The 23440-nt window shown below is 58.4% G+C and carries 20 protein-coding genes; 3 read left to right on the top strand and 17 right to left on the bottom strand.

Going from position 1 to position 23440, the window contains the following annotated elements:
• Nucleotides 1-84 precede the first annotated feature (84 nt).
• The 5 genes from I6G83_RS09675 to I6G83_RS09655 form a co-directional block, all read right to left on the bottom strand.
• Nucleotides 85-528: a hypothetical protein gene (locus tag I6G83_RS09675; protein ID WP_062779143.1), complete on the bottom strand. Its 444-nt coding sequence runs from the start codon at nt 526-528 to the stop codon at nt 85-87.
• The gene (locus tag I6G83_RS09670; protein WP_062779140.1) at nt 521-4783 is read right to left on the bottom strand and encodes an RHS repeat-associated core domain-containing protein; all 4263 of its coding nucleotides are present in this window, start codon (nt 4781-4783) and stop codon (nt 521-523) included. Before I6G83_RS09670 ends, I6G83_RS09675 begins: the two co-directional genes overlap by 8 nt.
• A gap of 15 nt (nt 4784-4798) precedes the next feature.
• Complete coding sequence (locus tag I6G83_RS09665; protein WP_054307633.1) at nt 4799-5251, bottom strand: DcrB-related protein; 453 nt, start codon at nt 5249-5251, stop codon at nt 4799-4801.
• 420 nt (nt 5252-5671) lie between these two features.
• A complete protein-coding gene (locus I6G83_RS09660; RefSeq protein WP_054307634.1) occupies nt 5672-6103 on the bottom strand; it encodes a putative T6SS immunity periplasmic lipoprotein in 432 nt (143 codons plus the stop codon).
• Nucleotides 6104-6116: 13 nt separating this feature from the next.
• On the bottom strand, nt 6117-6929 hold the full coding sequence (locus I6G83_RS09655; protein WP_072186182.1) for an HNH endonuclease: 813 nt from the start codon (nt 6927-6929) through the stop codon (nt 6117-6119).
• Nucleotides 6930-7156: 227 nt separating this feature from the next.
• Here I6G83_RS09655 and I6G83_RS09650 point away from each other — a divergent pair, with 227 nt between their 5' ends.
• Complete coding sequence (locus tag I6G83_RS09650; protein WP_054307635.1) at nt 7157-7951, top strand: APH(3') family aminoglycoside O-phosphotransferase; 795 nt, start codon at nt 7157-7159, stop codon at nt 7949-7951.
• A gap of 104 nt (nt 7952-8055) precedes the next feature.
• Here I6G83_RS09650 and licT read toward each other — a convergent pair whose 3' ends face one another.
• The 3 genes from licT to I6G83_RS09635 form a co-directional block, all read right to left on the bottom strand.
• Nucleotides 8056-8904 (bottom strand): BglG family transcription antiterminator LicT, encoded by an 849-nt coding sequence (gene licT / locus I6G83_RS09645; protein WP_054307636.1) that lies wholly within the window; start codon nt 8902-8904, stop codon nt 8056-8058.
• A gap of 209 nt (nt 8905-9113) precedes the next feature.
• Complete coding sequence (locus I6G83_RS09640; protein WP_054307637.1) at nt 9114-10457, bottom strand: OprD family outer membrane porin; 1344 nt, start codon at nt 10455-10457, stop codon at nt 9114-9116.
• 90 nt (nt 10458-10547) lie between these two features.
• Nucleotides 10548-11336, bottom strand: coding sequence for a histidine phosphatase family protein (locus I6G83_RS09635; protein WP_054307638.1), 789 nt, complete (start codon nt 11334-11336; stop codon nt 10548-10550).
• Nucleotides 11337-11956: 620 nt separating this feature from the next.
• Between I6G83_RS09635 and bglF the strand changes: the two genes are divergently transcribed.
• The gene (bglF, locus tag I6G83_RS09630; protein ID WP_062779138.1) at nt 11957-13834 is read left to right on the top strand and encodes a PTS beta-glucoside transporter subunit IIABC; all 1878 of its coding nucleotides are present in this window, start codon (nt 11957-11959) and stop codon (nt 13832-13834) included.
• Nucleotides 13827-15224, top strand: a complete 1398-nt coding sequence (locus tag I6G83_RS09625; RefSeq protein ID WP_054305210.1) for a glycoside hydrolase family 1 protein — start codon at nt 13827-13829, stop codon at nt 15222-15224. Before bglF ends, I6G83_RS09625 begins: the two co-directional genes overlap by 8 nt.
• 59 nt (nt 15225-15283) lie before the next feature.
• Here I6G83_RS09625 and I6G83_RS09620 read toward each other — a convergent pair whose 3' ends face one another.
• The 9 genes from I6G83_RS09620 to tadF all read right to left on the bottom strand — a co-directional run bounded on the left by I6G83_RS09620 (nt 15284) and on the right by tadF (nt 23437).
• Nucleotides 15284-15790, bottom strand: a complete 507-nt coding sequence (locus I6G83_RS09620) for a hypothetical protein (protein WP_054305211.1) — start codon at nt 15788-15790, stop codon at nt 15284-15286.
• 13 nt (nt 15791-15803) lie between these two features.
• Entirely contained in the window at nt 15804-16694 is an 891-nt protein-coding gene (locus I6G83_RS09615; protein WP_054305212.1) for a hypothetical protein, read from the bottom strand.
• Nucleotides 16694-17410: a fimbrial biogenesis chaperone gene (locus tag I6G83_RS09610; protein ID WP_054305213.1), complete on the bottom strand. Its 717-nt coding sequence runs from the start codon at nt 17408-17410 to the stop codon at nt 16694-16696. Before I6G83_RS09610 ends, I6G83_RS09615 begins: the two co-directional genes overlap by 1 nt.
• Nucleotides 17397-19892 carry a TcfC E-set like domain-containing protein gene (locus tag I6G83_RS09605; protein WP_232238955.1) on the bottom strand — a complete coding sequence of 832 codons (2496 nt, stop codon included), beginning with the start codon at nt 19890-19892 and terminating at the stop codon, nt 17397-17399. Before I6G83_RS09605 ends, I6G83_RS09610 begins: the two co-directional genes overlap by 14 nt.
• Nucleotides 19893-19973: 81 nt before the next feature.
• Nucleotides 19974-20522 carry a hypothetical protein gene (locus I6G83_RS09600; RefSeq protein WP_138111307.1) on the bottom strand — a complete coding sequence of 183 codons (549 nt, stop codon included), beginning with the start codon at nt 20520-20522 and terminating at the stop codon, nt 19974-19976.
• 7 nt (nt 20523-20529) lie between these two features.
• Nucleotides 20530-21072 (bottom strand): hypothetical protein, encoded by a 543-nt coding sequence (locus I6G83_RS09595; RefSeq protein ID WP_054305216.1) that lies wholly within the window; start codon nt 21070-21072, stop codon nt 20530-20532.
• Nucleotides 21073-21339: 267 nt separating this feature from the next.
• Complete coding sequence (locus I6G83_RS09590) at nt 21340-22578, bottom strand: vWA domain-containing protein (protein ID WP_054305217.1); 1239 nt, start codon at nt 22576-22578, stop codon at nt 21340-21342.
• Entirely contained in the window at nt 22554-22898 is a 345-nt protein-coding gene (locus I6G83_RS09585) for a hypothetical protein (RefSeq protein ID WP_138111305.1), read from the bottom strand. Before I6G83_RS09585 ends, I6G83_RS09590 begins: the two co-directional genes overlap by 25 nt.
• Nucleotides 22899-22918: 20 nt before the next feature.
• Nucleotides 22919-23437: a tight adherence pilus pseudopilin TadF gene (tadF, locus tag I6G83_RS09580; RefSeq protein WP_232238954.1), complete on the bottom strand. Its 519-nt coding sequence runs from the start codon at nt 23435-23437 to the stop codon at nt 22919-22921.
• Between the last annotated feature and the right edge of the window lie 3 nt (nt 23438-23440).

Raw genomic sequence — 23440 nt, 5'->3', positions numbered from 1 at the left:
TATATCCGTGGATAGATAAATCTATCGCATCCAATGCCTCCAGAAAACTAGACATCAATGGTTCCAACATCCTTAAACAACCTTCTATATTAATTTATCATAAAAATAAATAGCATATTCCTCTTCATTGAAGGCTAACATCTGCGATGGTGATTCAATAAAAACAACCAGATCCCTATTACCATTTTCAAGATAAAGACTTACCAAAAAATCAAACACATTGAATAATTTCAATCTTACAAAAAAATAATCATTAATCTCAAATAACAAACTCTTTCCTATAACACTCTTTAGACAATCCGATTGCCATTGAACAATAGCATCATTAGAGTTATCTAAAGAAAAATCAGCTATTGGCTCAAGGTCACTATCATAACTGAAAATCTCTTTTTGTTTAGCACGATACGCCACTAAATCCAACACATCAACGTCAATGACTTCAACGTTACTGACACCATTAATTTTTCTCAAAAAAACCTTTGTTTTCTGTAAGGCAATCTTTTTCTTAAGAGCTTCATTTTTAGTCATAATCATAATATATGTGATGGTCTCCTGAACTATCCGCCGGAACCTTACCATACCTTTCGGTCTTAAAATCATAAGTGTGCGGTGATGTTTTTGCTCTGCCGGCATGGAAATGTGCATCACCAATCTTGTTTCTCGGATCGCTCGTATGTTCTACCACTACAACTTTATGCCCCTCAGCATTTCTATATTGGTAAAATTTCCCATGCTCTGCCGGGTTTTCAGAATAAATATAATTACTATACCCCTGCTTTCTACGATCATTACCTATCTGCCAATGACTTTCATGTTGCTGTGATCTAGGAATTCCAGCCGTATCCTTCGCTTTATTCATCGCCATTCGGCGATTACGTCCGGCCTTAATAGAACAAGCAGTCAACCCCAACGGATCCACCCACCCATACGGGTTCGGCGCATACTGGTACAGGTTCAGCCCACCCTGCAGCCCTATCGGGTCCTGGGTAGTAAAGCGACCTACCTCCGGCTCATAGTAGCGGAACAGATTATAGTGTAGCCCGCTCTCGCTATCCTGGTACTGTCCGGCGTAGCGCAGCGGCTGCTCATAGGCTGCTCCCCGGCGCTGCATGATGCCCGCCGCCGTCTGTCCCTTCAGCCTGCCGAAGGTGTCGTAATCCCCCGACCAGCGCAGCCCGCCCTCGCCGTCCGTCACTTCCAGCGGCGCGCCGTTCTGCTCGCTGTGCAGCCAGAAAATATCCGCCTGCCTGCTCTCCCCCGCCTGTTCGATGGCCGCCAGCGGCGTCCACGGGCTGTCCGGCTCGTAGCTCCAGCTGCGGCGCGTGCCATCGTCCCGCTGCTCCTGCAACAGCCGGTAGCCCTGCCACAGGAAACGCGTGCTCTGCGCCGCCTTACCCTTGTAGTCCACCTGCTTGCGCGTGCGCCTGCCCAGCGCATCGTAGTGATACTGCGCCCGGAACTCGCCCTGCGGGCCGCGACCGTGCGCCGCCGTCAGCCGGTTGTCCGCATCATAGACATAGTGCTGCTCGTACAGCCCGTTGCGCCGGCTTATCAGGTTGCCCCAGGCGTCGTAACGGTAGAACAGCTGCTGCCAGTGCGTCAGCCGGTTGTCCCCCAGCGGCGCCGGCGGCAACTGCTCCTCCAGCGTGCGGCTGGCGCTCTGCGAGCCCAGCAGGTTATCCGCCATGTCGTACTGCAGGCGGTGGCCCGGCTTGCCCTGCTGCGCCTCGCGGTGCTGCAGCAGGCGTCCTTCCGCATCGTAGCCGTAGCGGATTTCTCCGCGCAGCGCGTCGTCGACGCCGGCTATCTCGCCGCGGCCGCTGTAGTGGTACACCCGCCACAGTACGCCGTCTTCCGGTTTCGTCAGTTGCCCGTGGCTGAAACCGCTGCTCTGCCAGCTGCGGCGGCCCAGCGCGTCGTACTGCCGCCGCTGGTGCAGCGCCCCCTGCGTACGTCCGGTCTCCCGGTGCAGCCGGTCGCGGCTGAACTCGCTCACCAGCTGCTGATTGAACTTGATGGCGCTGGCGTGGCCGGAGCCGTAATAGAGCCACTGCAGCCGGTCGCCCTGCGGCAGCGTCAGCGCCTGCAGGTTGCCCAGCGCATCCCACTGATACTGCAGCTCGCCGTTGACGCCCTGCTCGCTCAGCAGGTTACCGGCGCGGTCGTAGCGCAGCCGGATGCTGTCCGGCTCGATGCCCAGCGCCGCACCGGCGGCGGTCGGCGTGCGCGTCAGCGTCGTCAGCCGCCCGCCGGCGTCGTAGTCGTAGCGCCATTCGGCGCTGTCGGTGGTGCGAGCCGTCAGCTGGCCCGCCTCATCAAAGCGGAAGTGCTGCCGCCGCTCTGCCACGGCGCCATCAGCGGCCGGTGCGCCGGTTTCCAGCAGCGTCGTCGGCAGCCCGTCGGCGCCGTAATGGTAGTAACGGCGCTGCCCGTCCGGCCGCTGTTCCACCTGCAGGCGGCCTGCCGCGTCGTAGCTGAACTGATAGTCGGCGCCGTTGCCGTTCTCCAGCCGCATCAGCCAGCCGCGCGGGCCGTAGTGATAACAACGCGTGCGGTTGATGCGGTCGGTGATGCTGTCCGGCAGGCCCAGCGGGGTGTACTGCCAGCGCGTCTCGCTGCCGAGCGGGTCCCGGTGCGCGGCCAGCTGGCCCTGCGCGTTCCAGTCAAACTGCTCGTCGCTGCCGTCCGGATGGAGCAGCTGCTGCAGCCGGCCGGCATCGTCCCAGCGGTAGCGGGTCAGGTGGCCTTCCGCATCGGTGCGATGCGTCAGCTGGCCCAGCGCGTCATAGGTGTAGGCGGTGACGCTGCCGGAACAGTCGGTATGGCGCGTCAGCTGCCCCTGTGCGTTCCAGACCAGCTGCACCTCACCGCCCAGCGCGTCGGTGATGCGCTCCGGCAGACTCTCTTCCGGGTCCGGGTAATGGTAATGCGTGCTCTGCCCCAGCGCGTCCGTCTGTCTGACCAGACGCCCCTGCTCGTCCCAGTGCTGGAACGCCTGGCTGCCGTCAGGCCAGGTGACCGAGAACAGGCGGCCGCTGTTGCGGGAATATTGGTAGGTGGTGGTGCGGCCCAGCGGGTCGGTCTCGCTCAGCATGCGGCCGTACGGATCCCACTCGCTCTGCCGCTGCGCACCGCCCGGCAGCACCACGCTGCACAGTTCGCCGCGCGCGTAGATAAGGCCGTAGCGACGGCTGTCATAGTCGGTGAACTGCGCGACGTTGTCGTCATCGTCCAGCTGCCACAGCGCCTGTTTGCCATCGTCACGCACCGCCCGGCGCGTCCCGTTGGCGAAATCATAATAGACGGACAGCTGCTCGCCGGCGCTGTTGCGGTAGGCCACCACCCGCGGCAGGCCGTCAATCTCCTGCCAGCGGTATTCGTTCAGCAGGCCGTTCTGGTCCTGATGGCTGACCATCAGCCCGTCCTGCCAGCCAAAACGCCGCGTCACCTCGCCGGCGCGGTTGCGGACGGTGACCAGCTGCCCCGCGTCGTCGTAGCCGTAGCTCGCCAGCACCTGTGCATCCTGGCCGTTTTGCCACGCTACCGCCGCCAACCGCAACGCACCGTTGGCCGTCGTCAGGTAGCGGCAGACCAGACGCTGCCCGGCGCTGTCCACCAGCTCGCTCAGTTGCCCCGCGTCGTTATAGAACAGCGAGGTGGCGTTGCCGACGGCGTCGGTCATCATGCTCAACCGGCTCGGCTGCTGCGCCTCCAGCCGCGGATAGTGCCACGCCTGTTCGCTGACGTCGAACACCTGCCAGCTGCCGTCGGCGTTGTGCATCAGCCAGCATTTTTCCGCTTCGCAGTAGGTCTTGTGGCCGCGCGGCACCATCGGGAAGGAGACATAATCGCCGGACGGCGCGCGCCACACCAGCCCTTCCTGCCAGATTTGCAGGCTGCTCTCCCAGAACAGGCTCCAGCCGCGCCCCAGCACGCCCTCCGCCGGGTTGCCGCTGCGCCAGTAGCGCTGCCACGCCACCGGCAGGCGCGACGGCAGCACAAAGTCCAGCTCGTCGTCGCCGTCGAGAAACTTCTGCCCGCTGACCACGTCCAGCGGCCGGGCGATAATGCCCGTCGCTGCGGTGGCGGTCATCAATGCACCGGCGCGGCAGGCCACGCGGCCAAGCTTGTTGATGCCCGGCGCCTTGCTGAGCATACGTCCGAGCGCCCCCAGCTTGCTGGCCGCGCCGCCGACGCCGCCTATCAGGCCGGCGAACAGCAGCGTCAGGTCGGAGATTTTATACAGCCAGTCGGGCACTTCCGGTTTGATGGGCAGCGTGGTGACGGTGCCGCCGCCGATGCGCACATCGGGCGAGCCGGCCATCACCTGCGCGTCGCAGTTGGTCTTGTCGCCGCTGCGCACCGCCGGGTAGCCGTTGATAAACACCTTGTCCGAGCCCTGCGCCATCTGCATGCTCGGGCCGTCATCCTCGCAGACCACGCGGCTGACGGTGGCGATGGCTGCCGGTTTGCCGTTGATAAACACGTTGCCGGAGCCGGTCAGTATCGTGCCCTTGGGCGACAGACTGCCGGCACCGGCGGCGGCAATGCCGTCGCGCGCCTTGGTGGCCAGCTCGCCGGAGAGGTAGCCCACCGCCAGGCTGGCGCCAATCAGCAGCACGCCGACGCCCACGCAGGAGGCCGCCAGCCCGGCGACAAACAGGGCGCCCGCCGCCACCGCGCCGGCGGCGGCAATCAGGCCGCCGATAAGCGTGCCGCCAATCATCCCTGCCAGCGCATGGGAGTGGCCGATGCTGTCCCCGACGCGCGCTGCTTCACCCATGTTCCTGCTCCTTTATTACGCCTGTGAGGCGGCGTCCGCCGCCGGCTGGTAGCTGGCTAATACCTGTTGCAACAGCGCTTCATCCTGCGCCGTCAGCTTGCGCGGCTGCGCCAGCGTAAAGACCAAAACCTGCCCCTGCGGCAGGGCAAACACCGCCTGACGCTGCCAGATGCGTTTGCCGTCGCGCATATAGCTGGCGTGCACGCATTCGCCGCTCAGCACGCCATTGCCCAGCGTCGCCGGCTCACGACTTTTTTGCACCCAGCCCTTCAGGCCGTCGGCCAGCGTCGCCAGCTGACGCGTTACGTAATCCGCCAGCGTTTCTTCCGCCAGCAGGGCATCACGGGAAATATTCAGAGAGGGGGAAATATCATCCCCGGCCAGCAGCACGTTAACGCTGCGATCGCGGTAGCCGTCAGGCAGCTTGACGCTGCCTTCGGTAAAGGCGCAACGGGAGAAATCAGGCATTACGCAAGGTCCTTTTACTTAACAGGGCGCCAAGGATGACATAAGCCGCCGCAGATGGAAATATTGGTTAGGCGTTCTGATTGTTTGTATAAGAAACAACCGATTAAAAGAAGTATCAACAGGTATTAAAAACACGACAAATAGGGGATTTTACCCTGAAGAAATACGTGAATTATCCTGATATAAATTTTCATCCCATGCTGCCAAAATCACGATGGTTAAAGCTGCAGCTCAGCAGCCGGTGCGATCATGCAAGCGCCCCCGCAAAGTTCACCCGACGGAAATGGTTGAACAGGCCGCAGAGGGAGGCGGTTGTTGATATCGGTATCATTCAGAGTAATGGAATAATTAAGAAGACAATTAACAACAGCAGAATATGGATTTTCCACATCCTGCCCCTGTTGACGTCAGGGCATCCCCTTACGGTTTACCGTCTATCGCAGGCAGATTCTCAATCCGGCGCTGACCATGTTGCTCGACGATTTTGAACCTGGCGATAAAAGTCCGGCCATAGCGCTCCTGCAGCTGCCGGCGCGCCTCTGCAGGTACAAAGTTCAGTCTCATGCTATAGGGCCGGTCTGCCTGAAAGCGGTAATCATGCGGAGTCACGCAAATGCCCTGCGCCAATGCCCGTCCGTCGACCTCCAACAGCTTGTCTTCCGCACCGCCCGCGATCAGCAGCGTATCCTGCTGCTCGCCATCTTTTGGCGGCGGATAAATGCAGACGTCTTGACCGGAGCGCAATGAAGCCTCGAGCGGCAAGTCAGGTGCATAACGCTGCTCCAACCTGTCGCCAAAACAACCGCTGAGTAAACCGATGGCGGCGACTACCAATATTAACTTCTTTCCCATTGCTTCCCCAATGCTACTTTTTTACATCCTTGTTTAATGCAATCATCGTTTTTAGTTGATCGACCGACAGAGTTCTATCTTTTCTACGATGGATAACACTGTGACAATTAGCACAAAGCGGTACTAAATCTGTTACAGGGTTTACCTCTTTCTCACCACCAAATTCCGACACAGGATGGATATGATGAATATGAATAAACCCTTCAGCATAATCACCATAAAACGCTTTAAAATTAAAACCGCAGGCGCAGCAAGTAACACCATGTAACTTCACTGCCGCACGCCGTAGTTGCGGATCGCGCTCATATTTTGTGTTAAAGTAGCTTATTTTTCCACCTTCTCGATAGCTAGCCGCTGATTCTAAGTGGGTGTTGTCGTCCGTATCAACATCTACTTCTGGCTGTATGACAGAGCCAAGGTGCGCATGCTCAATGATTGTTTGAAAGGTGCCTTGGTCGATGGGACGAACACCATCACGCCAGTAATTAGACTGCCGGTTAGCCGGTATCTTTTCAAAATAGCCTTGGTGGTTTTTGGCTAATAGCGGCTGAGTAAACGGTTGAAAATCTTTCACTATGGCGTACAACTCTCCCCGTTTTGCATTAGGATCGGGGTAAACATTGGCTATAGTGGCAATGGCAAAATAGTGCGGTTCATCAGAAAGGCGCTGCTCACGAAACCGCCGGTCTCTCAAACGACCTTTGTAGTAAACTACCCGAGTACCAGATATAAGCATTTTGGCGTAACGTTTCGGAAAATGGTACTCCTCTCCCGGCTTATCATCCCATTTCGATTCATCCATTTCTGCAATTACACTAAATAACATATAAAATCTCACACCAAAGAATTCATATGATATATAACAGAAACAAATCACAACAAGAAGTACAATATTATCCACATGATAAATTAATCGCTTTCTAACATGGCTAAGATATTATAACCATTAATTCTAAACTGATGGTTATATATTCGTTATATTACATCTTATCGTAGGAAATAACTCGGCATAGGCTACGGTCAACCAAACGGCACATCCCTCCAGAGGATTTTATGGCAAATACTCCAAACACCCCGCTCTTCCCCCCGACCTGGCAGCCGCTGCTGGAACAGGGCCGCCTTGAGCGGCAGCATATCGGTCGCTCCGATGCGGACGTCTTCCGCCTGCGGCGGCACGCTGGGGATCTGTTTTTAAAATCGGAACGGGCCGATGCGTTCAGCGAGCTGCCGGCCGAGGTGGAAAAGCTGAAGTGGATGCGTCGGCAGGGGCTGGCTGTGCCGGAGGTGGTGGAGTTTACCCGCCACGCCGAGCATCACTGGCTGCTGATGAGCGCCCTGCCGGGACGAGACCTGGCCTCAGAGCCGACGCTGCCGCCTGAACGGCTGGTCGCCATTATGGCGCAGGCGCTGCGCCGGCTGCACGCCCTGCCTTACCACGACTGCCCGTTCGACCAGCGCCTGAGCGTGCAAATCCCGCTGGCGCAGCAGCACCTGCAGGCCGGCCTGGTGGACGAGTCGGACTTCGACGCCAGCCGGCTGGGTAAATCCGCCGCCGAGCTGTTCGCCACGCTGCTGGCCGAGCGTCCCGCGCCGGAGACGGAAGATTGGGTGGTGACCCACGGCGACCCGTGCCTGCCCAACCTGATGGCGGACGGCGATCGCTTCAGCGGCTTTATCGACTGCGGCCGGCTGGGCTGTGCCGACCGCTATCAGGATCTGGCTCTGGCGTCGCGCAGCATTGGCTACAACCTGGGCAGCGACTGGGTGGCGCCGTTTTTCCGGGCGTACGGCATCGTGCCGGATGAGGCGCGGCTGGAGTATTACCGGCTGCTGGATGAGTTTTTCTAAGACAGCGGCGCGTGTGAAAGGTATAGCGCAGAGCGGCTGCCGACATGCCATATAAGGTGGAGTGCGTTAAGAACCGGGGAAAACGGGTAAAAGTATCAGCAGGATCAGTTATCCGTTCTCTTATTGCCCTCTTTCCGCACCCGCTCGATGTGAATGGTTAAAAACATAATCTCCTCCGTCGTCAGCTCGCGCTGATAGCCGGCGCGCAGATGGCGCGCAATTTTCTCCGCGCACTTCCAGGCCTTGGCGTAGTTGTCCTTCACCGCGCCATGCAGCGTGACGTCGTCATCCGGCACCACGGTGCGCGTCAGCATGCGCTGGGCAAAAAACTTCAGGTGAGTAACAAAGCGCTGGTAGCTGAGGGAATCCTCATCGTACTCCAGCCGCAGCTGATACTTCACCAGCTGCAGGATCTCCTGCATCACCCGGGTGACGTGCATCACCTCCGGCATGGCGCTGTTCAGCTGCGCGGTGACCAGATGCAGGGCGATAAACCCGGCCTCGTCCTCGTCCAGCTCCACGCCGAGCCGCCGGGCGATAATCGCCCGCGCCTCCTGCCCCAGCTCAAACTCCTTCGGATAGAGACGCCGGGTTTCCCACAGCAGCGCGTTCTTGATCGCCAGCCCGCTCTTCTGCCGCTCAATGGCGTAGTGGCAGTGGTCGGTCAGGGTGATATACAGGCTCTCCTGCAGCTTACCCAGCCGCGCGCGCGCCAGCTCGATAATACGGTCGCAGGCGGTCATCACCTCCAGCGGGATCTGGCTGAGCAGCTCGCCCAGGCGGCTGACCAGTTCGTCGCTCTGCAGCGCAAACACCTTTTCAATCTGAGCCGTATCCAGCACATCGCCCACGCGCTTCTGAAACGCCAGCCCGCGCCCCATCACCACCTGTTCACGCTGATGCTCACCCAGAACCACCACCACATTATTATTGAGTATTTTGGCGATTTTCATCTGAACCCCGGAAACAAAAAAACCTGACCCCGGCGAACGCCAGGAAATCAGGTTTTGCCTGCGTTTAGCAGTAACAATCCACGCCTGCAATTTACCATTTTCCCCCGCGCGCTGGCATTTGCAGCGGGAGAAACGTGAGCGGGATCGCGAATAAAAAACGCGCCGGCAGACAGGTAAAACCGCCGCCTCCCGGCGCTATCGCGTCCGGATCAGAACAGTTTGAATTTGTACTCGATAATCACCTCGGACGAGAGGGTGTGGGCACGCATATAGCGGCCGTCCTCGTTCAACAGCGGCGTTTTGCCGCGGGCCTTATACGACCAACCCGGGCCGAACATGGTCCACACGGTCAGGTTGTTGAGTTTGCCGTGGGAAGGCGCCCAGCGGGTAAAAGCGCTGACCTCGCCGCTGCGTACGTGATTGCCCCGGTAGCTGAACTGGCCGGCAATCGCGGCCAGGCCCACCACCAGCTCCGGCGTCAGCTTATAGTCCGAGATATTCGCCAGCATCACCTCGCCGTCGCGCATATAGTCATCGCCGGCGAACGCCATCGAACCGAAGGTGCCGCGGGAGTTTTTACTCATATGGCGCGGATAGAACCCCACCTCGTGCTCTTTTCTGGCCTGGGTGTAGCCCAACCCCCACTTGCTGCTCCAATTGTCCGCCCGCCAGCTGCCCTCCAGCGTGTAGTGCCAGGCGTTGCGATCGAAGTCACGCTTGCCGGCCGGCATCGCTTTGTACGCCTCCAGCGCGCGGGTGCCGTAAACCTGTGCGCCGACTTTCAGCCGTTTGCTCGGCATCAGCTGGGCTATCAGCAACTGGCGGCGCAGATAGTTATCGCTTTCACCGTAGCCGTACTGCAGGCTCAGTCCGTCGCTTTTCCACAGCAGGTCGCCGCTGGCGATGTGGTTGATATAGTTGCCGCTATTGGTCTGAAAACGCTTTTTATCCGGCGAGTTACGGTCCATGGAGCTTTCGATATAGGCGCCGCGCAGGGTCAGCGCATCATAGTTGACCGAGCCCAGCCAGCCCAGATAGGTAATGGGCGACAGGCGCGTAGAGTTGGAGATTACGCCGACGTTTTTCATCGTCTGCCAGCCCCAGCGGGCGTGCAGCTGCGCGCCCGCCAGCGAGGATTTCAGCTTCAGGTTGCGCTGGCCGAATTTGCTGTAGCCTTCGGCGTTACTTTTATCATTGCCGCTGCCGTTGTTATACAGCACGCCGCGGGTGTTGAAATAATCGCTGGCCCCCAGCTTGACCGCACCATAATAGGTGACGTCCACGCCAAGGGTATCGGCAAAATAGCCGGACTGATAATCCACGGCTACGCCCTGCCCCCAGGCGTTATGCACCTTTTTCGGATCGGTGTTGTCTTCCTTCAGATATTTCCAGTAATTTTTCAGCGACAGCGTCATCTGCGACTGATTAAAAAAAGGGTCCGCCAGCACCCGGTCAATAACATCCTTTTCCTGCATCCGCGTATCGACTGACGACCAGGCGCAGACGGGAATAACCCATACCGCTAACGCGATGGTTAATAAATTAAGTTTCATTATTAATCCCCAGAGTATAATCGTAGCAACCCCGGCCAGGAGTATTTCCCCTGGCCTATTCGTCCTTGTAATGTTTAATTGTATTTATAATTATTTATTATTATCTAACGCCTGCTTACCGGCTTCGACATATTTCATCGAGCCAATTTCCGGCACCGTATATTTACCGTTCTGATAAACCACTTTGACCACCGCGGCGTTGGACAGCGGCTTGTTTCTGGCCGGATCCGTGGTCAGGTCGGAAATCATAATCTGCATGGAGGTACCGGAGGAGATCGCCAGCACGTTCTTCTCACCGCGTGCCTTGGCGTTATCCACGATGGTATGCAGCGCCGCCTGCGTGCGCTGCTTCACCTGCTGGTAGTTTTCCGTCAGCCCTTTCGGGTCCGCCGCGGCCAGCGCGTTCTGACTCTGGTCCTGCGTCAGCTCGCCCGCCTTCATTTTACTGAACAGCTCGCCGCCGTCCTTCATCCCCAGCTGCCGCGCGCCGGCGTCCGCCATATCTTTATTCCAGCCGCCCTCAAAGCCGCCGAAGAAGGCCTCGCGCAGGCCGGGCAGCTCGATCAGCTGGTAATCCTTGACGCCCGCCTGGCGTAAAATCACCGCCATGGTTTCACGCTGGCGGCCGGCGTCGCTGGAGTAATAGCTGTCAAACTTGATGCCCTTCAGCCCCTCGCCCAGATAGCGCGCCACGCGGATGCCGTCTTCGGTCAGCGGCGAATCCGCCCAGCCCTGAACGCGGTCGAAGGTGTTAAACAGCGTTTTGCCATGACGGGCGAAATAGATGGTGATCGCCTCGTCAGTCTGCGGCGGCGTATTTTCCGCCGCGCCGACCGCCGTACTGGTGCATAAAATCAGTGCCGCTAACCATTTTTTCATTTTTTAATTCCTTCCTGAGGTAAAGTTTTCCCTGGTGCAGAGCAGAAACAAAAAAACCTACGCCGGATAGCGAAGGCCGGCAGGGTAACAGCGGCGGCATTCAGATATCCGGCGTAGGTTTTGCCTGTAAGAAACAGTAACAATCCAACTGGCGGCAAGTTAACACCAAGCGGAATAAAATAACACGCCATTTTTATGTCCTTGCGGCTGAAATGTGATCGTTCTCATATCATCCGCCCCCGGCTAGCGGCCCGTATAAAAATAACGCGTTAAAAGAATAGTTATTTATTTCCACCCTTGGTGACGTTAAAAAAAATAATAATACACGCCCGGAAAAATATCGGATATTTCTATTCACCCGCCGGTAATCGGCGCTCGTCCGCGATTATATCTTGATCCTCATCACAGAATAATGTTTTGCCCGCTGGACGCTAGACATGGCCGGGGGTATTTTGCTCCCATTCTGGGATTGTTACTGATTCAGGCAAAACCTAAGAGACCTGTCGCCATTACGGCGCGCAGGTTTCTTAGGTTTTTTTTTGCATTTTATTCAGCCTCAGCCAGGACTCACCAAGGAAACGCCCTGACGCGATGCCCGGGGCCAAGCAACAGGAATCACTATGAACTATCAGGAGTTGGCCGGCGACATTCTGCAAGGTGTCGGCGGGCGGGAAAACATCATCAGCCTGGTGCACTGCGCCACCCGGCTGCGCTTTAAACTCAGCGACCCGGCGCAGGCGGACGCCGCAGGGCTAAAAAATAACCCCGGCGTGATTATGGTGGTTGAAAGCGGCGGGCAATTTCAGGTGGTGATCGGCAACCACGTGCACGAGGTGTATCAGGCAGTCTGCCGCGCCGCGGGGCTGGACGACGAGCCGGCCGCCGCGCCGCCGTCGCAGGAAAAATCCGGGCTGCTGGCGCGCTTTATCGATGTGGTGTCCGGCATTTTCACCCCGTTCCTCGGCGTGATGGCGGCCTGCGGCATTCTGAAAGGCTGCCTGGCGCTCAGCCTGGCGGGCGGCGTGCTGAACGAGAGCAGCGGCGCCTACCGCATGCTGTTCGCCGCCAGCGACGCGCTGTTCTACTTCCTGCCGATCGTGCTGGGCTACACCGCCGGGAAAAAATTCGGCGGCAACCCGTTCCTGACCATGGTGGTCGGCGGCGCGCTGGTGCACCCGCTGATGCTGGAGGCCTTTCAGGCGTCCGCCGGTGGAGAATCCCTGAGCTTCTTCGGCATCCCGGTGGTGCTGATTAACTACGCCTCGTCGGTGATCCCGATTATCGCCTCCGCCTGGTTCTGCTGCTGGCTGGAGCGCCAGTGCAACAAGGTGATGCCGTCGGCGGTGAAAAACTTCTTCACGCCGCTGATCTGCCTGGCGGTGGTGGTGCCGCTGACGTTTCTGGCCATCGGCCCGCTGGCCACCGGGCTGGGCGAGCTGCTGGCCGCCGGCTTCCAGCGCGTCTACCACTTTGCGCCGTGGCTGGCGGGCGGCATTCTCGGCGCGCTGTGGCAGGTGTGCGTGATCTTCGGCCTGCACTGGGGACTGGTGCCGCTGATGATGAACAACGTGGCGGTGCTGGGCTATGACCCGATGATGGCGATCCTGCTGCCGGCGGTGTTCGGCCAGGTGGGCGCCGCGCTCGGCGTGTTCCTGAAAACCCGCGACCCGCGCCTGAAGACGCTGGCCGGCTCCGGCGCCGTCGCCGGCGTGTTCGGCATTACCGAGCCGGCGGTGTACGGCGTCACCCTGCCGAACCGCCGCCCGTTTATTTTCGGCTGCGTCGGCGGCGCGCTGGGCGGGGCGATTGTCGCCTTCAGCCAGAGCAAGGTGTACTCCCTCGGCCTGGCCAGCATCTTTGCGCTGGCGCAGATGATCCCGCCGAGCGGCCCGGACGCCACGGTATGGGGCGCGATGGCCGGCGTGGCGCTGTCGTTTACCCTCGCCGCGCTGCTGACGCTGTTTGCCGGCCTGCCGGCGCAGCCCGCCGCCGAGACGACGCCGACGGCGCTGGCCGACGCGGACGCAGTTCTGGCGCCGCTGACCGGCGTCGCCGTCGCGCTGGATACGGTGCCGGACCCGACCTTCGCCAGCGGCCTGATGGGCCAGGGCGCAGCGATCATTCCCGCCGAAGGGCGGGTGGTGGCGCCGTTCCATGGCGAGGTGGCGTCGCTGTTTTCCACCAAACACGCCCTCGGCCTGCTGAGCGACAGCGGCATCGAGGTGCTGATCCACGTCGGCATCGACACGGTAAAACTGAACGGTGAGCACTTTACCGCCCATATCAAAGAGGGCGACAAAATAGCCCCCGGCGATCTGCTGGTGGAGTTTGACCGCGAGGCGATCCTGCGCGCCGGCTACGATCTCAGCACCCCGGTGATTATCAGCAACAGTGAGGACTACGCCGGCGTGGAGAGCGTCAGCCCGACCCCTGATGTACGAGCGGGTGCGGCATTTCTGCACGTTACGCGCAACAACAAAGGAGATAACCATGACTAAGACATTCCCGGACGATTTTTTATGGGGCGGCGCGCTGGCGGCCAACCAGGTTGAAGGCGCCTATTTGGAGGACGGCAAAGGGCTGTCGACCTCGGACGTGATGCCGAACGGGGTGTTCGGCCCGGTGCGCGAACGCACGCCCGGCGACTTCAGTATTAAAGACGTCGCCATCGATTTTTATCACCGCTACCCGGAAGATATCGCCCTGTTCGCCGAGATGGGCTTCAGCTGCCTGCGGGTTTCCATCGCCTGGTCGCGTATTTTCCCGCAGGGCGACGAGCAGGAACCGAACGAAGCCGGCCTGGCCTGGTACGACAAGCTGTTCGATGAGCTGGCGCGCCACAATATTCAGCCGATGGTGACGCTGTCGCACTACGAGATGCCCTGGGGGCTGGTGGAGAACTACGGCGGCTGGGGCAACCGTAAAGTCATCGCCTTCTTTGAGCATTACGCCCGCACGGTGTTCAGCCGCTACCGCGACAAGGTCAAGCTGTGGCTGACCTTTAATGAGATTAATATGTCGCTGCACGCGCCGATGACCGGCGTCGGCCTGCCGGAAGGCAGCAGCCGCGCGGCGGTGTATCAGGCCATTCATCACCAGCTGGTGGCCAGCGGCCTGGCGGTGAAGGCCTGCCACGAGCTGATTCCGGACGCGCGCATCGGCAATATGCTGTTGGGCGGCCTGACCTATCCGCTCTCCTGCAAGCCGGAGGACGTGTTCGCCACGCTGCAGGACAACCGCAGCTGGCTGTTCTTTGGCGACGTGCAGTGCCGCGGCGCCTACCCCGGCTATATGCAGCGTTACTTCCGCGAGCAGGACATCAGCCTGCAGATTACCCCGGAAGATCTGGCGGCGCTGCGCCACACCGTCGACTTTATCTCCTTCAGCTACTATATGACCGGCTGCGTCACCGCCGATCCGGCGCTGGTGGAGAAGCTGCGCGGCAATATTCTGGATATGGTGCCCAACCCGCACCTGGCAAGCTCCGAGTGGGGCTGGCAAATTGACCCGCTCGGCCTGCGCACGCTGCTCAATACGCTGTGGGATCGCTACCAGAAGCCGCTGTTTATCGTGGAGAACGGCCTGGGCGCCAATGACCAGCCGGCCGCCGACGGCCAGATCCACGACGACTACCGCATCAGCTACCTGAACGACCATCTGGTGCAGGTGCGCGAGGCAATCGACGACGGCGTTGAGCTGATGGGCTATACCTCATGGGGACCGATAGATTTGATCAGCGCCTCCAAGGCGGAGGTCGGCAAGCGCTACGGCTTTATCCACGTCGACCTGAACCAGGACGGCTCCGGCACGCTGAACCGCAGCCGCAAGGACAGCTTCCGGTGGTATCAGCAGGTGATCAAAACCCACGGCGCGGCGTTAAAGGATTAAGGAATTCGCAGCCCGCCAGGGCTGCGTTGACTTGCATGGCTGACACGCCGCGAGTGATGCTATATCGATGGCGTCACGATCACCTCATAGGTTCCGCTATAGCTTCCCAGTGGGTAAGTTTCGCTGCGCTGGGCGGATGAAAAGCGCACCTTCACCCCTTTTTGCGGGTCGTCAATATCCTGCAGGGTTGGGTACACCTTTTGGTTATTCAGCGGATACGAGGTGGAAACCTCACCGCCGTCGACCCGGATCCAGGCGGTATTGATCTTCATGATGTCGTTATTTTCCGATACCAGGCCGCCGCTGGCCGGCGCCTGCAACGACAGGGACACGCCGCTGGCATTGCCGACAAACTGAAATACCGGGGTAACGCCGTACATATAGCCGGCTTTATCCTGCAGTTTGAGGGCGATAGCGTTGTTCGTGACATCTTTGCCCTCCACATATACGCGTACGCTGGTGCTGATTTCCGCCTGCACGTCGATGGAGGTTTTTACCGTTTCAGCCGCCAGGGGCGGGCTGATTAACATCACCGCCAGTATTACCGGCAAATATTGATATTGCATCCTGATGCTCCTTTTAGCTTCCCGGCGTAATCACCGCCGTCACCGTATCCAGCAGCCGTACGCCCGCCGCCAGCCCGCGGGTGGCGCGCCCCTGTAGCGAAAACTGCACGTCCAGGACGTCGGATGTCGCCTCTCCCGCCGGGATCTGTCCGTGGTAAGCGCTGTCCGGCGCCACTTCTTTGCCGCCCACGCTGATCTGGTAAGGGATATAAGCTTCACCGGACGACGCGCGCAGACGATATTGATTATCCTGCTGCTGGGCCGATTCGAAGGTCAGCGCATAGGGCAGCGCGGCCTCATCGGCCTGTCGCGTTTTGCTGATGCGCAACTGCGTCGAGGCATTCACATTATTCAGCTCACCGACCATGCCCAGCCGCATCTCCGGTTTGCTGAAAGCCGCCGTCACCGTGGCCGCCTGCGTCCGGAGCACGCTCAGGTCGAGGTACAGTGGATAGGTATCGGCGTCTCCGCCTTCCAGGCTGAAGCTGACGCTGCCCAGCGGCTGGCGCATTCCGTCGCCGAGATTCCCCCACCAGTCGACGCCGCGCGCCGTCGCATTATTCTCCACCCTGACGGCGACCCGCTGCGGTTGATCCGCCGCCGCCAGCTGCACCGGCTCACCGCACGACAGCCGCCGCCCGTCTTTGGCAAAACTAAACGTCAGCCGCAACGGATCCAGTGAGAGCACGCCGTCGGCGCAGCGCCCCGCGCCGGCGGGCATAATCTGTACCGCTAACGCCTTGCCCGCCGTTTGCGTAAAGCTCAGCACGTCTTTGGCGCCCGCGCCGGCGCTGCCCTCGGTAAACGTCATCAGGGTTCCGTCAGGCTGCGGCTGCAGCACCAGCGCGCCATCGGCCTGCGCCAGCGCAGGCAACAGCGCCAGTAATACATACCGGGTTCGCATTATGGCTCCTTACGCTGGCACTGTTCGTACACCTGCAGTTTGTTATTCAGTTCAAACGCCAGTTTGCGACTCACCGTCAGCTGGCGGCTGTGCCCCGGATAGACGTTAAACTGACCGACGGATTGACGCCCGTCGACCACCAGGTTGTGCAACTCACTGCGCACATTGCCGGTCGCCGTCAACGTCCACTGCCGCCCATTGCAGCTCAGCGTAACGCCCTGCCGATGCTCGCCGGTAGGCAGGTAACGCAGCAGGACGTCATAGCCGATCGCAAAACGCACCTTACCTTTATCCAGCTCCTGCTCCGGGTAGCTGGGGCGCACCCGCAGGCGATACACCTGCTCTTTATCCACCGGTTTCAGCGGCATAATGCGCACCTTACGCTCTTCGCCGTAAGGGACCACCAGCCGGGTCGGTGAAAACACCAGCTTCGGATCCGCCGAGCCCAACACCTTGACCCGCTGTTCTTCACCATCCCCCGGATTCGGCACATAGAACAGTTCCAGGGTGACAAACTCATACCTCTGCTTATTGGTATCGTTGCCCGTCACGCTGTCTTTGGCCTGATACATGGATTTCACGGTGATGTAATTATCACGCGGCGTCTCTTCGCGGATCTCTTTCACCACCGGGAAAACCTCAATCGCTCGCGCGCTGTTCAGCGCCGCCAGCCCCATCAACCCCAACGACACTGCCGCCCACTTACTGAACTTCACAATTAACCTCACGAATCTGCATAATGCCCTGGGTCATCCTGACGTTTTGCTCCAGCAACGGGCAAACGTAGTTCTGACCCTCTTTTTTAACGGTTAACGACGTCAGGCGTTCATCCGTCTTCAGAGTGAAATCCCCGACAAACAGCCCTTCCTCATCCGATACCGCATTGCCGCCCACCACTCTGGCATTCACCAGCGGCCGTCCATCCGCATAGAGCCGGCCGGTCGCCGTCTGGTTACGCGTGGCGGAAACCTTGACCCGATAAACCTGCCCCGGCATCACCCAGGTGGACGGCGCCTCAACGCTCAGGTTGTAGAACGCGTTGGTCTTACCGGTAAATACCTGTTCAACGCGCGGATCGACCTTCTGGTAGGGGTTCACGGTCAGCACCGTCTTTTGCCCCCCCTTCACCACCACCGGCTGCGCATTGCGGTTGCGCGCCTCAAAAAAGTCGCCTTCCGGCAACGCCGTCGCGTCAACAATCAACGCGGCCGCGCCGTCTCCCTGCCCCAGCGCTATCTCACCGTCGCCAACGGCAAACCCGCCGCGCTGCGAGAGGTAATATTGCTGATAATGATCCTGACCAAACGAACGGGAGAAACCGGCGGCGCTGTAGCCCAGACGATTGTTCACCATCATCCCCGCGCTGGCGTTGTTTTCGCCGTCGGGGCCATGGTTAACGCCTGCGTTCAGGGTGTATTTGCCGCCGCGATCGAAGCCCGGGTTGTCCAGATTCAGGGCATAGTCGGCGCTGTAGATATTGTTGTCGCCGCCATCGCCGCTGAGGCGGGAGCGTAAGTACAGAGACTGGTAGTGGTTATAACTGCGCTCGCGCATTCCCAGCGTAAACTGGGCAAAAACGCGATCCTCACTGCTGCTGTTGCGCGACTGACGATTAACAAAAGCATTAACGCCGCGGTGGTAGCCGAGATCCACCCGCAGGTTCATATCGTCCACCAGCGAAAAATCGCGGCTCAGGTTTACATCCCAGGTTTCAAATTTATTCTTATTCTGGCGGCCATAGTCCTGATAAAGCGTATTTATGCCGAAGTTCACACCCAGCCCGATATCCCAGGGTAGAAAAGTATTGGCGCTGAACTGCAGGTAGCTATAGTCATAGGCGGGCACGATGCCGAAACGGCGGAAGTCCTGCCGGTCGCCGTGAAAGCGGTTATCCCGGTAGCTCAGATTCAGGCCCAGTCGATAAAAGTTTTTCGTGATGCCGGCCTGATAGCCGTAACTGCCCCGATCGCCGTAAATACCGTCCAGGTAGAGCCGCTCGGCAATCCAGGTATTCACCGGGATATCAACGCTGGCATTGGCATAATTCAGGTCGTCATCCATCATCAGGCCGCCCCCCAGAGAGAGCGCAGACTCGGTGGTATAGCCCGCAATGGCGCTGACGAAATAGTTATCGGCGACGTCTTGCTCCCAAAAATTACACTGCCGGCAGTTGCCCGTGTATGTGCGGGAGGAGAGCCGCCCCTGACGCTGATCATAGCGCCCCCCCTGCACCAGATATTCCAGATCGCCCGAGCGGAACATCCCGTTGCGTTTGTAAAAGGGCTGCACTTTCTCTTCCCGCGCGCCGTTGGCCAGCCGGGACACCAGCACCACGTCATAGCCGCCGCTCGGCCAGCTGCGGGTATCCAGATACTGCAGACCGGCGGAGAACTGCTGCAGATCGATCATCCGCCCGTTGCGATAGACCTCAACCGTACCCGATTGCGGCAGATACAGGCTGACCGGCGAGGCGGCGCCGGAACCGGGATCCAGATAATTGTCCGCCATATAGCCCAGCGCGATGCCGTCAAAGCTGACTGAATTAAAGAAACTGAACGCCATGGAGGGCGTACTGGAAATCAGGTTATCATTCAGGCGCTGACGCCCCGCCTTAAAGCGCGTGTCCTGGCTTTCCAGATAGAGCGCCAGCTCGTCCAGGTTAAAGTCGATATCTTTCGAGTAACTCCAGGTGCCTTTGATATAGCTGTTGCCGGTCAGATTCAGCGTATCGTTGGCCGAGACGCTCAGGCTGTCTCCCCAGGAGTCCGACAGGTAGTTGATATTGTGGTTATGGACAAAGCCGGCTTGGCTGCGGTGCGGAATATAGGTTTTGTCATAGGTTTTACCGTCCGATTTAAAGTAATCGGCAGGAAAGATCAGACGCAGCACGCTGTTGGACTCATCAAGGTTGGCCACGATCCGATCGTCCGTGAACCCTTGCCGGTTGACCCGCTTTAACGGCGCTGACAGTTTCTTGAGCAGCTCTGCCGGCGTAAAGGCCAGCGGCGGCATATCGACGGCGGTAATCTGCTCGACAATCAGGTTCGGCGAAAGCAGCTGGACGTCATTGCGGTCATACTCGACGGCCAGTGATGCAATGGAGCGGTCGCCATAAATAATGTCAACGATGCTGTTTTGTTTGGCATCAAAGATATCCTCAAAGCCGGCGGGCACCGGCACGGAATTCGATGCCTTCAATGGCGGGATTCCCGTCGCCGCCATAACGCCACACATAACCATGCTGATTTTTATTTTTTTATTCATGACTCCCTGCTTATATTAAATCACTGGTCTGACAATCAACGTGAACGTATTGGAATAACTGCCCTGGCTATAGCTATCGATGGAATACTCGGAAGAGAAGCGCACTCTGATGCCATTTTCCTTATTACCCTGCGCAACGCTTTTTAATACCGGAATTCTCAATGGCTGGTTGGCCGGTTTGTCTGCGCCGTTAAATAAAAACGCGCCTTGCAGCGTCATGGGATTACCGCGGCCGCCGGCCGGCAGCAATTCAAACTTGTCGTCGACAAACAGCACTTCCGCCTGAGCAACATTGCCCACGGCATAAAAGTAACCGGCTTCCCGTTCAAACTTGCGCGACTGGCTGTTTATCGCCAACGGAAAATCAAACAGCTCCCCGGCGACGGGGAAGAATTTATAATAGAGCGTCACCCTGGCGACCGATTCCGCCGAGATCTCAATGGCTAGCTGAGAGTTAGGCAGACAAAGCGCCAACGGACTCCATAATAAAATCGCCGCGCCCAGCCCGGATAAATAATAATGAAGTCTCATAGAATAACAGGGGCAGCCTGACGGCTGCCCCATTCCAATATTAAGGTTTCGCGACTACGTTAGCGTATACCACGCCGGTATACATCCCCTGACCCAATTCGTCATAATTTTTGTCTGAGACAAATTTAAAGGCCACCGGCAGTTCACCGTGGGTGTTATTGGCCACCAGGGCGAAATCTTTGGAATCGCCGGAAGCCGCAAACTCCTGCGTACCGTTGCCCGTCACCGCGCTGATTTTATAGGTCATGTCGCTCAGCTTGCCGCCGCCGGTGCTGTACAGCGTAAATGCACCGCCGGTTGCCGACTGGCTGTCATCCAGCGTTAACGCAACGTTCAGCTGTTTGACATCGTTGTTCCACAGCTTCAGCGCCGCGGTTTGCGCTTCCATCTTGCCTGAGGCCGCCGGCACCAGTTCGACATCCATATCGGTAATCGGGCGGCCGCTTGGGTCGGTAATTTTGGCGCTGTCGGGCACGTTGGCGCTGACATTAAATTTAGTATCATAACTTGCCGGGCTGGCCGCCAGTGAAGAGGCGGACACCAGCAAACCCGCCAATGCGGTAATAATCACTTTAGTTTTCATATAAAATTCATTCCTTAAATCTTAAATTTTTAGATAACAGAGGCAGACCAGCGCCTGCCTTAATATCTGCATCACGGAGATAAACCGTCGGAATTTCCGCTTCAGCGCACAGAAATAACCTCCCGACGAGTTACGCCGAGCATAGTAATGCAGGAATTAAATAAACTCCTTAAAACGACCCTCATTTACTCTCACAAACTGGCAGCCACTATGATTAATAATCATCAGGCTATAACGGCCGTATAAAAAAGAAATACAGAGAGTGCGTCAGTCCTTCAGAATGTTATGGCCGACCTCTTCAAAAATGGCGCGGCGTAAATTATCTTCCAGTTGATTAACGTTATGCGGCAGGTAGAAGTTCTTTTCACCGACACACTGTTTCCAGTCATAGGTCGGCGCATAATTGATGCCGATAAAAGCAATCTTCCCCACCGATTCCGGCGTGCTGATCACCCGGCGTATTTTCTCGCACATTCCGGCAGCCATCAGTCTGGGAGTGATGCTGACTTCTCCCGGCGAATCCGTACCGTCGGAAACAATAATTAAAACTTTGCGCGACGCCGTTCCCCGCACCAGATAGGGAACGCCCATCAGCACCCCGTTGCTGACCAGGGTGGAACCGCCCGCCTGCATGCCTTGTATCTGGCTGATACTGGCTAAGCTGGAGGTTAACGGCACCTTCCAGCTGGTGCTTTCTTTCAGGCAGGTGCCTACGCCGGCCTTATCCAGCGGGATGTTGATATCGCGCACCGGACGCGGGATCGCCGCCACCGTGGCGTAAAAATCGACATAATTTTCCAGCGCGGGAGTTGCGCCATTCATCAGGATATCTTCCGGCACCGGTTGGTTGGTCACTAACGGGAAATCGCAATATCCGCCTTCCCGCCCTCCCCAGCTGAAAGGCACAAAGCCGATTTTATTATCGATATTGTACTGAAACAGTTCCGTGGACAGTTTCATGATAATCCGCTTCAGCTCCCCCAGCTTGGTGCCGCCGCCAAACGGCTCCGTCATTGAACCGGAAAAGTCCGTCACGAAAATCACGTCGATATTAGAACGGTACTTACGCGCGGCGCCGTTATCGCCAATCGTTACCTGTTTATCAAAGCTCGGAAACAGCGATGAGGCGAACCAGGAATCCTGCAGCGTCTGCCCGCTGACCCGGTACTCGACATAGCTTCGACCCGCAGCGCTCCCATTTTTTACCACCACCGTCGGCGTAAATACCTCCACATCGTGACGCATATAGGCGCGGAAGTAATCGCTGGATAAACTGTAATTACGCGCGGCGCCGGCGCCGTTATCCTCCGCCGTCAGCGCCAGCGCGGCCTGTTCCATCGCATCGGACAGGCGCGCCCGTTCGGTGATATAGCGCGGCCCTTCAATGGCGAAGGCGGCGATCGCCAACAGCGCGCCAGACATCAGCACAAAACTGATGGCGAAGGCGCCGCGCCGGTCGCGGCAAAAACGCGCCGGCCCGCTTAACAGGCGTGAGTACAAAGACATAGCTGCTCCTTTTTCTCAATTTCCATCCGCAGAATTTCCTTTTTCCCCTCCAGGCAGATCAGAAACGGCAGCGCATCCGGGCGATAGCGCGCCGCGCCCTGTCCGTGAGTATCCGGCACATAGTGCAACCCGCCGGAAAAAGGCGCGCCATGCGGATTAATGTCAAACACATCAACCGCCAGCTGCGCGCGCAGCGACGCGCTGTAGAACAGCATCTGATTCATCGCATTGACCAACTGCCCCTGCGCCGGCCGGGAAGAGTCGATAAACACCACCGCCCGCGTCTGCGCGGTCAATATGCCCGGCAACAACAGCAACATAAGACACAGCGTCTTCATCACTACCTCGCCATCACAATGGCGAACGACGACATCACCGGCCGTTCATCCAGCGCTTTGGTCAGGCGGGTAAACCAGCTGACGGTCGGCAGACAAACCGTGACCTGATACAGCGGCACCCAGCGGCCGTAGCTCCCTTTAGGCGTCAGCCTGGTCAGCTGATTCAGCGGCTGCGGCGCCTGACACTCACCTGCGCTGCCGCTGCGCCAGGCGCGATACAGCGACACGCCCTTACCGTCGTTGTAGTGGGCTTCTTCCACCTGAATGCGCAGTTGGGACAGATCGGCGCTGGCATGCATATCACGCAGCATTTTTTCCGCCAGCCGCCTGGTCTGCTCGATATCCTGCTGCTCGAGGGTTTCGCGCGCATCAAACAGCTGAATACGCTCGCGCAGCACCCCGGCCACCGAATAGGACACCCGGTCCAGCTTGCCGACCAGCGCCTGACGCATCACCAGATCCGTGATAAACAGCAGCATGAAAATCAACACGATGGCGATCACCACAAACTCCACCGCCACCGA

This window comes from Serratia rubidaea (assembly GCF_016026735.1).
GTDB lineage: Bacteria > Pseudomonadota > Gammaproteobacteria > Enterobacterales > Enterobacteriaceae > Serratia_B > Serratia_B rubidaea.
The sequence above is the reverse complement of the archived record's forward strand: the minus strand, read 5'-3'. Positions and strand labels throughout refer to the sequence as shown.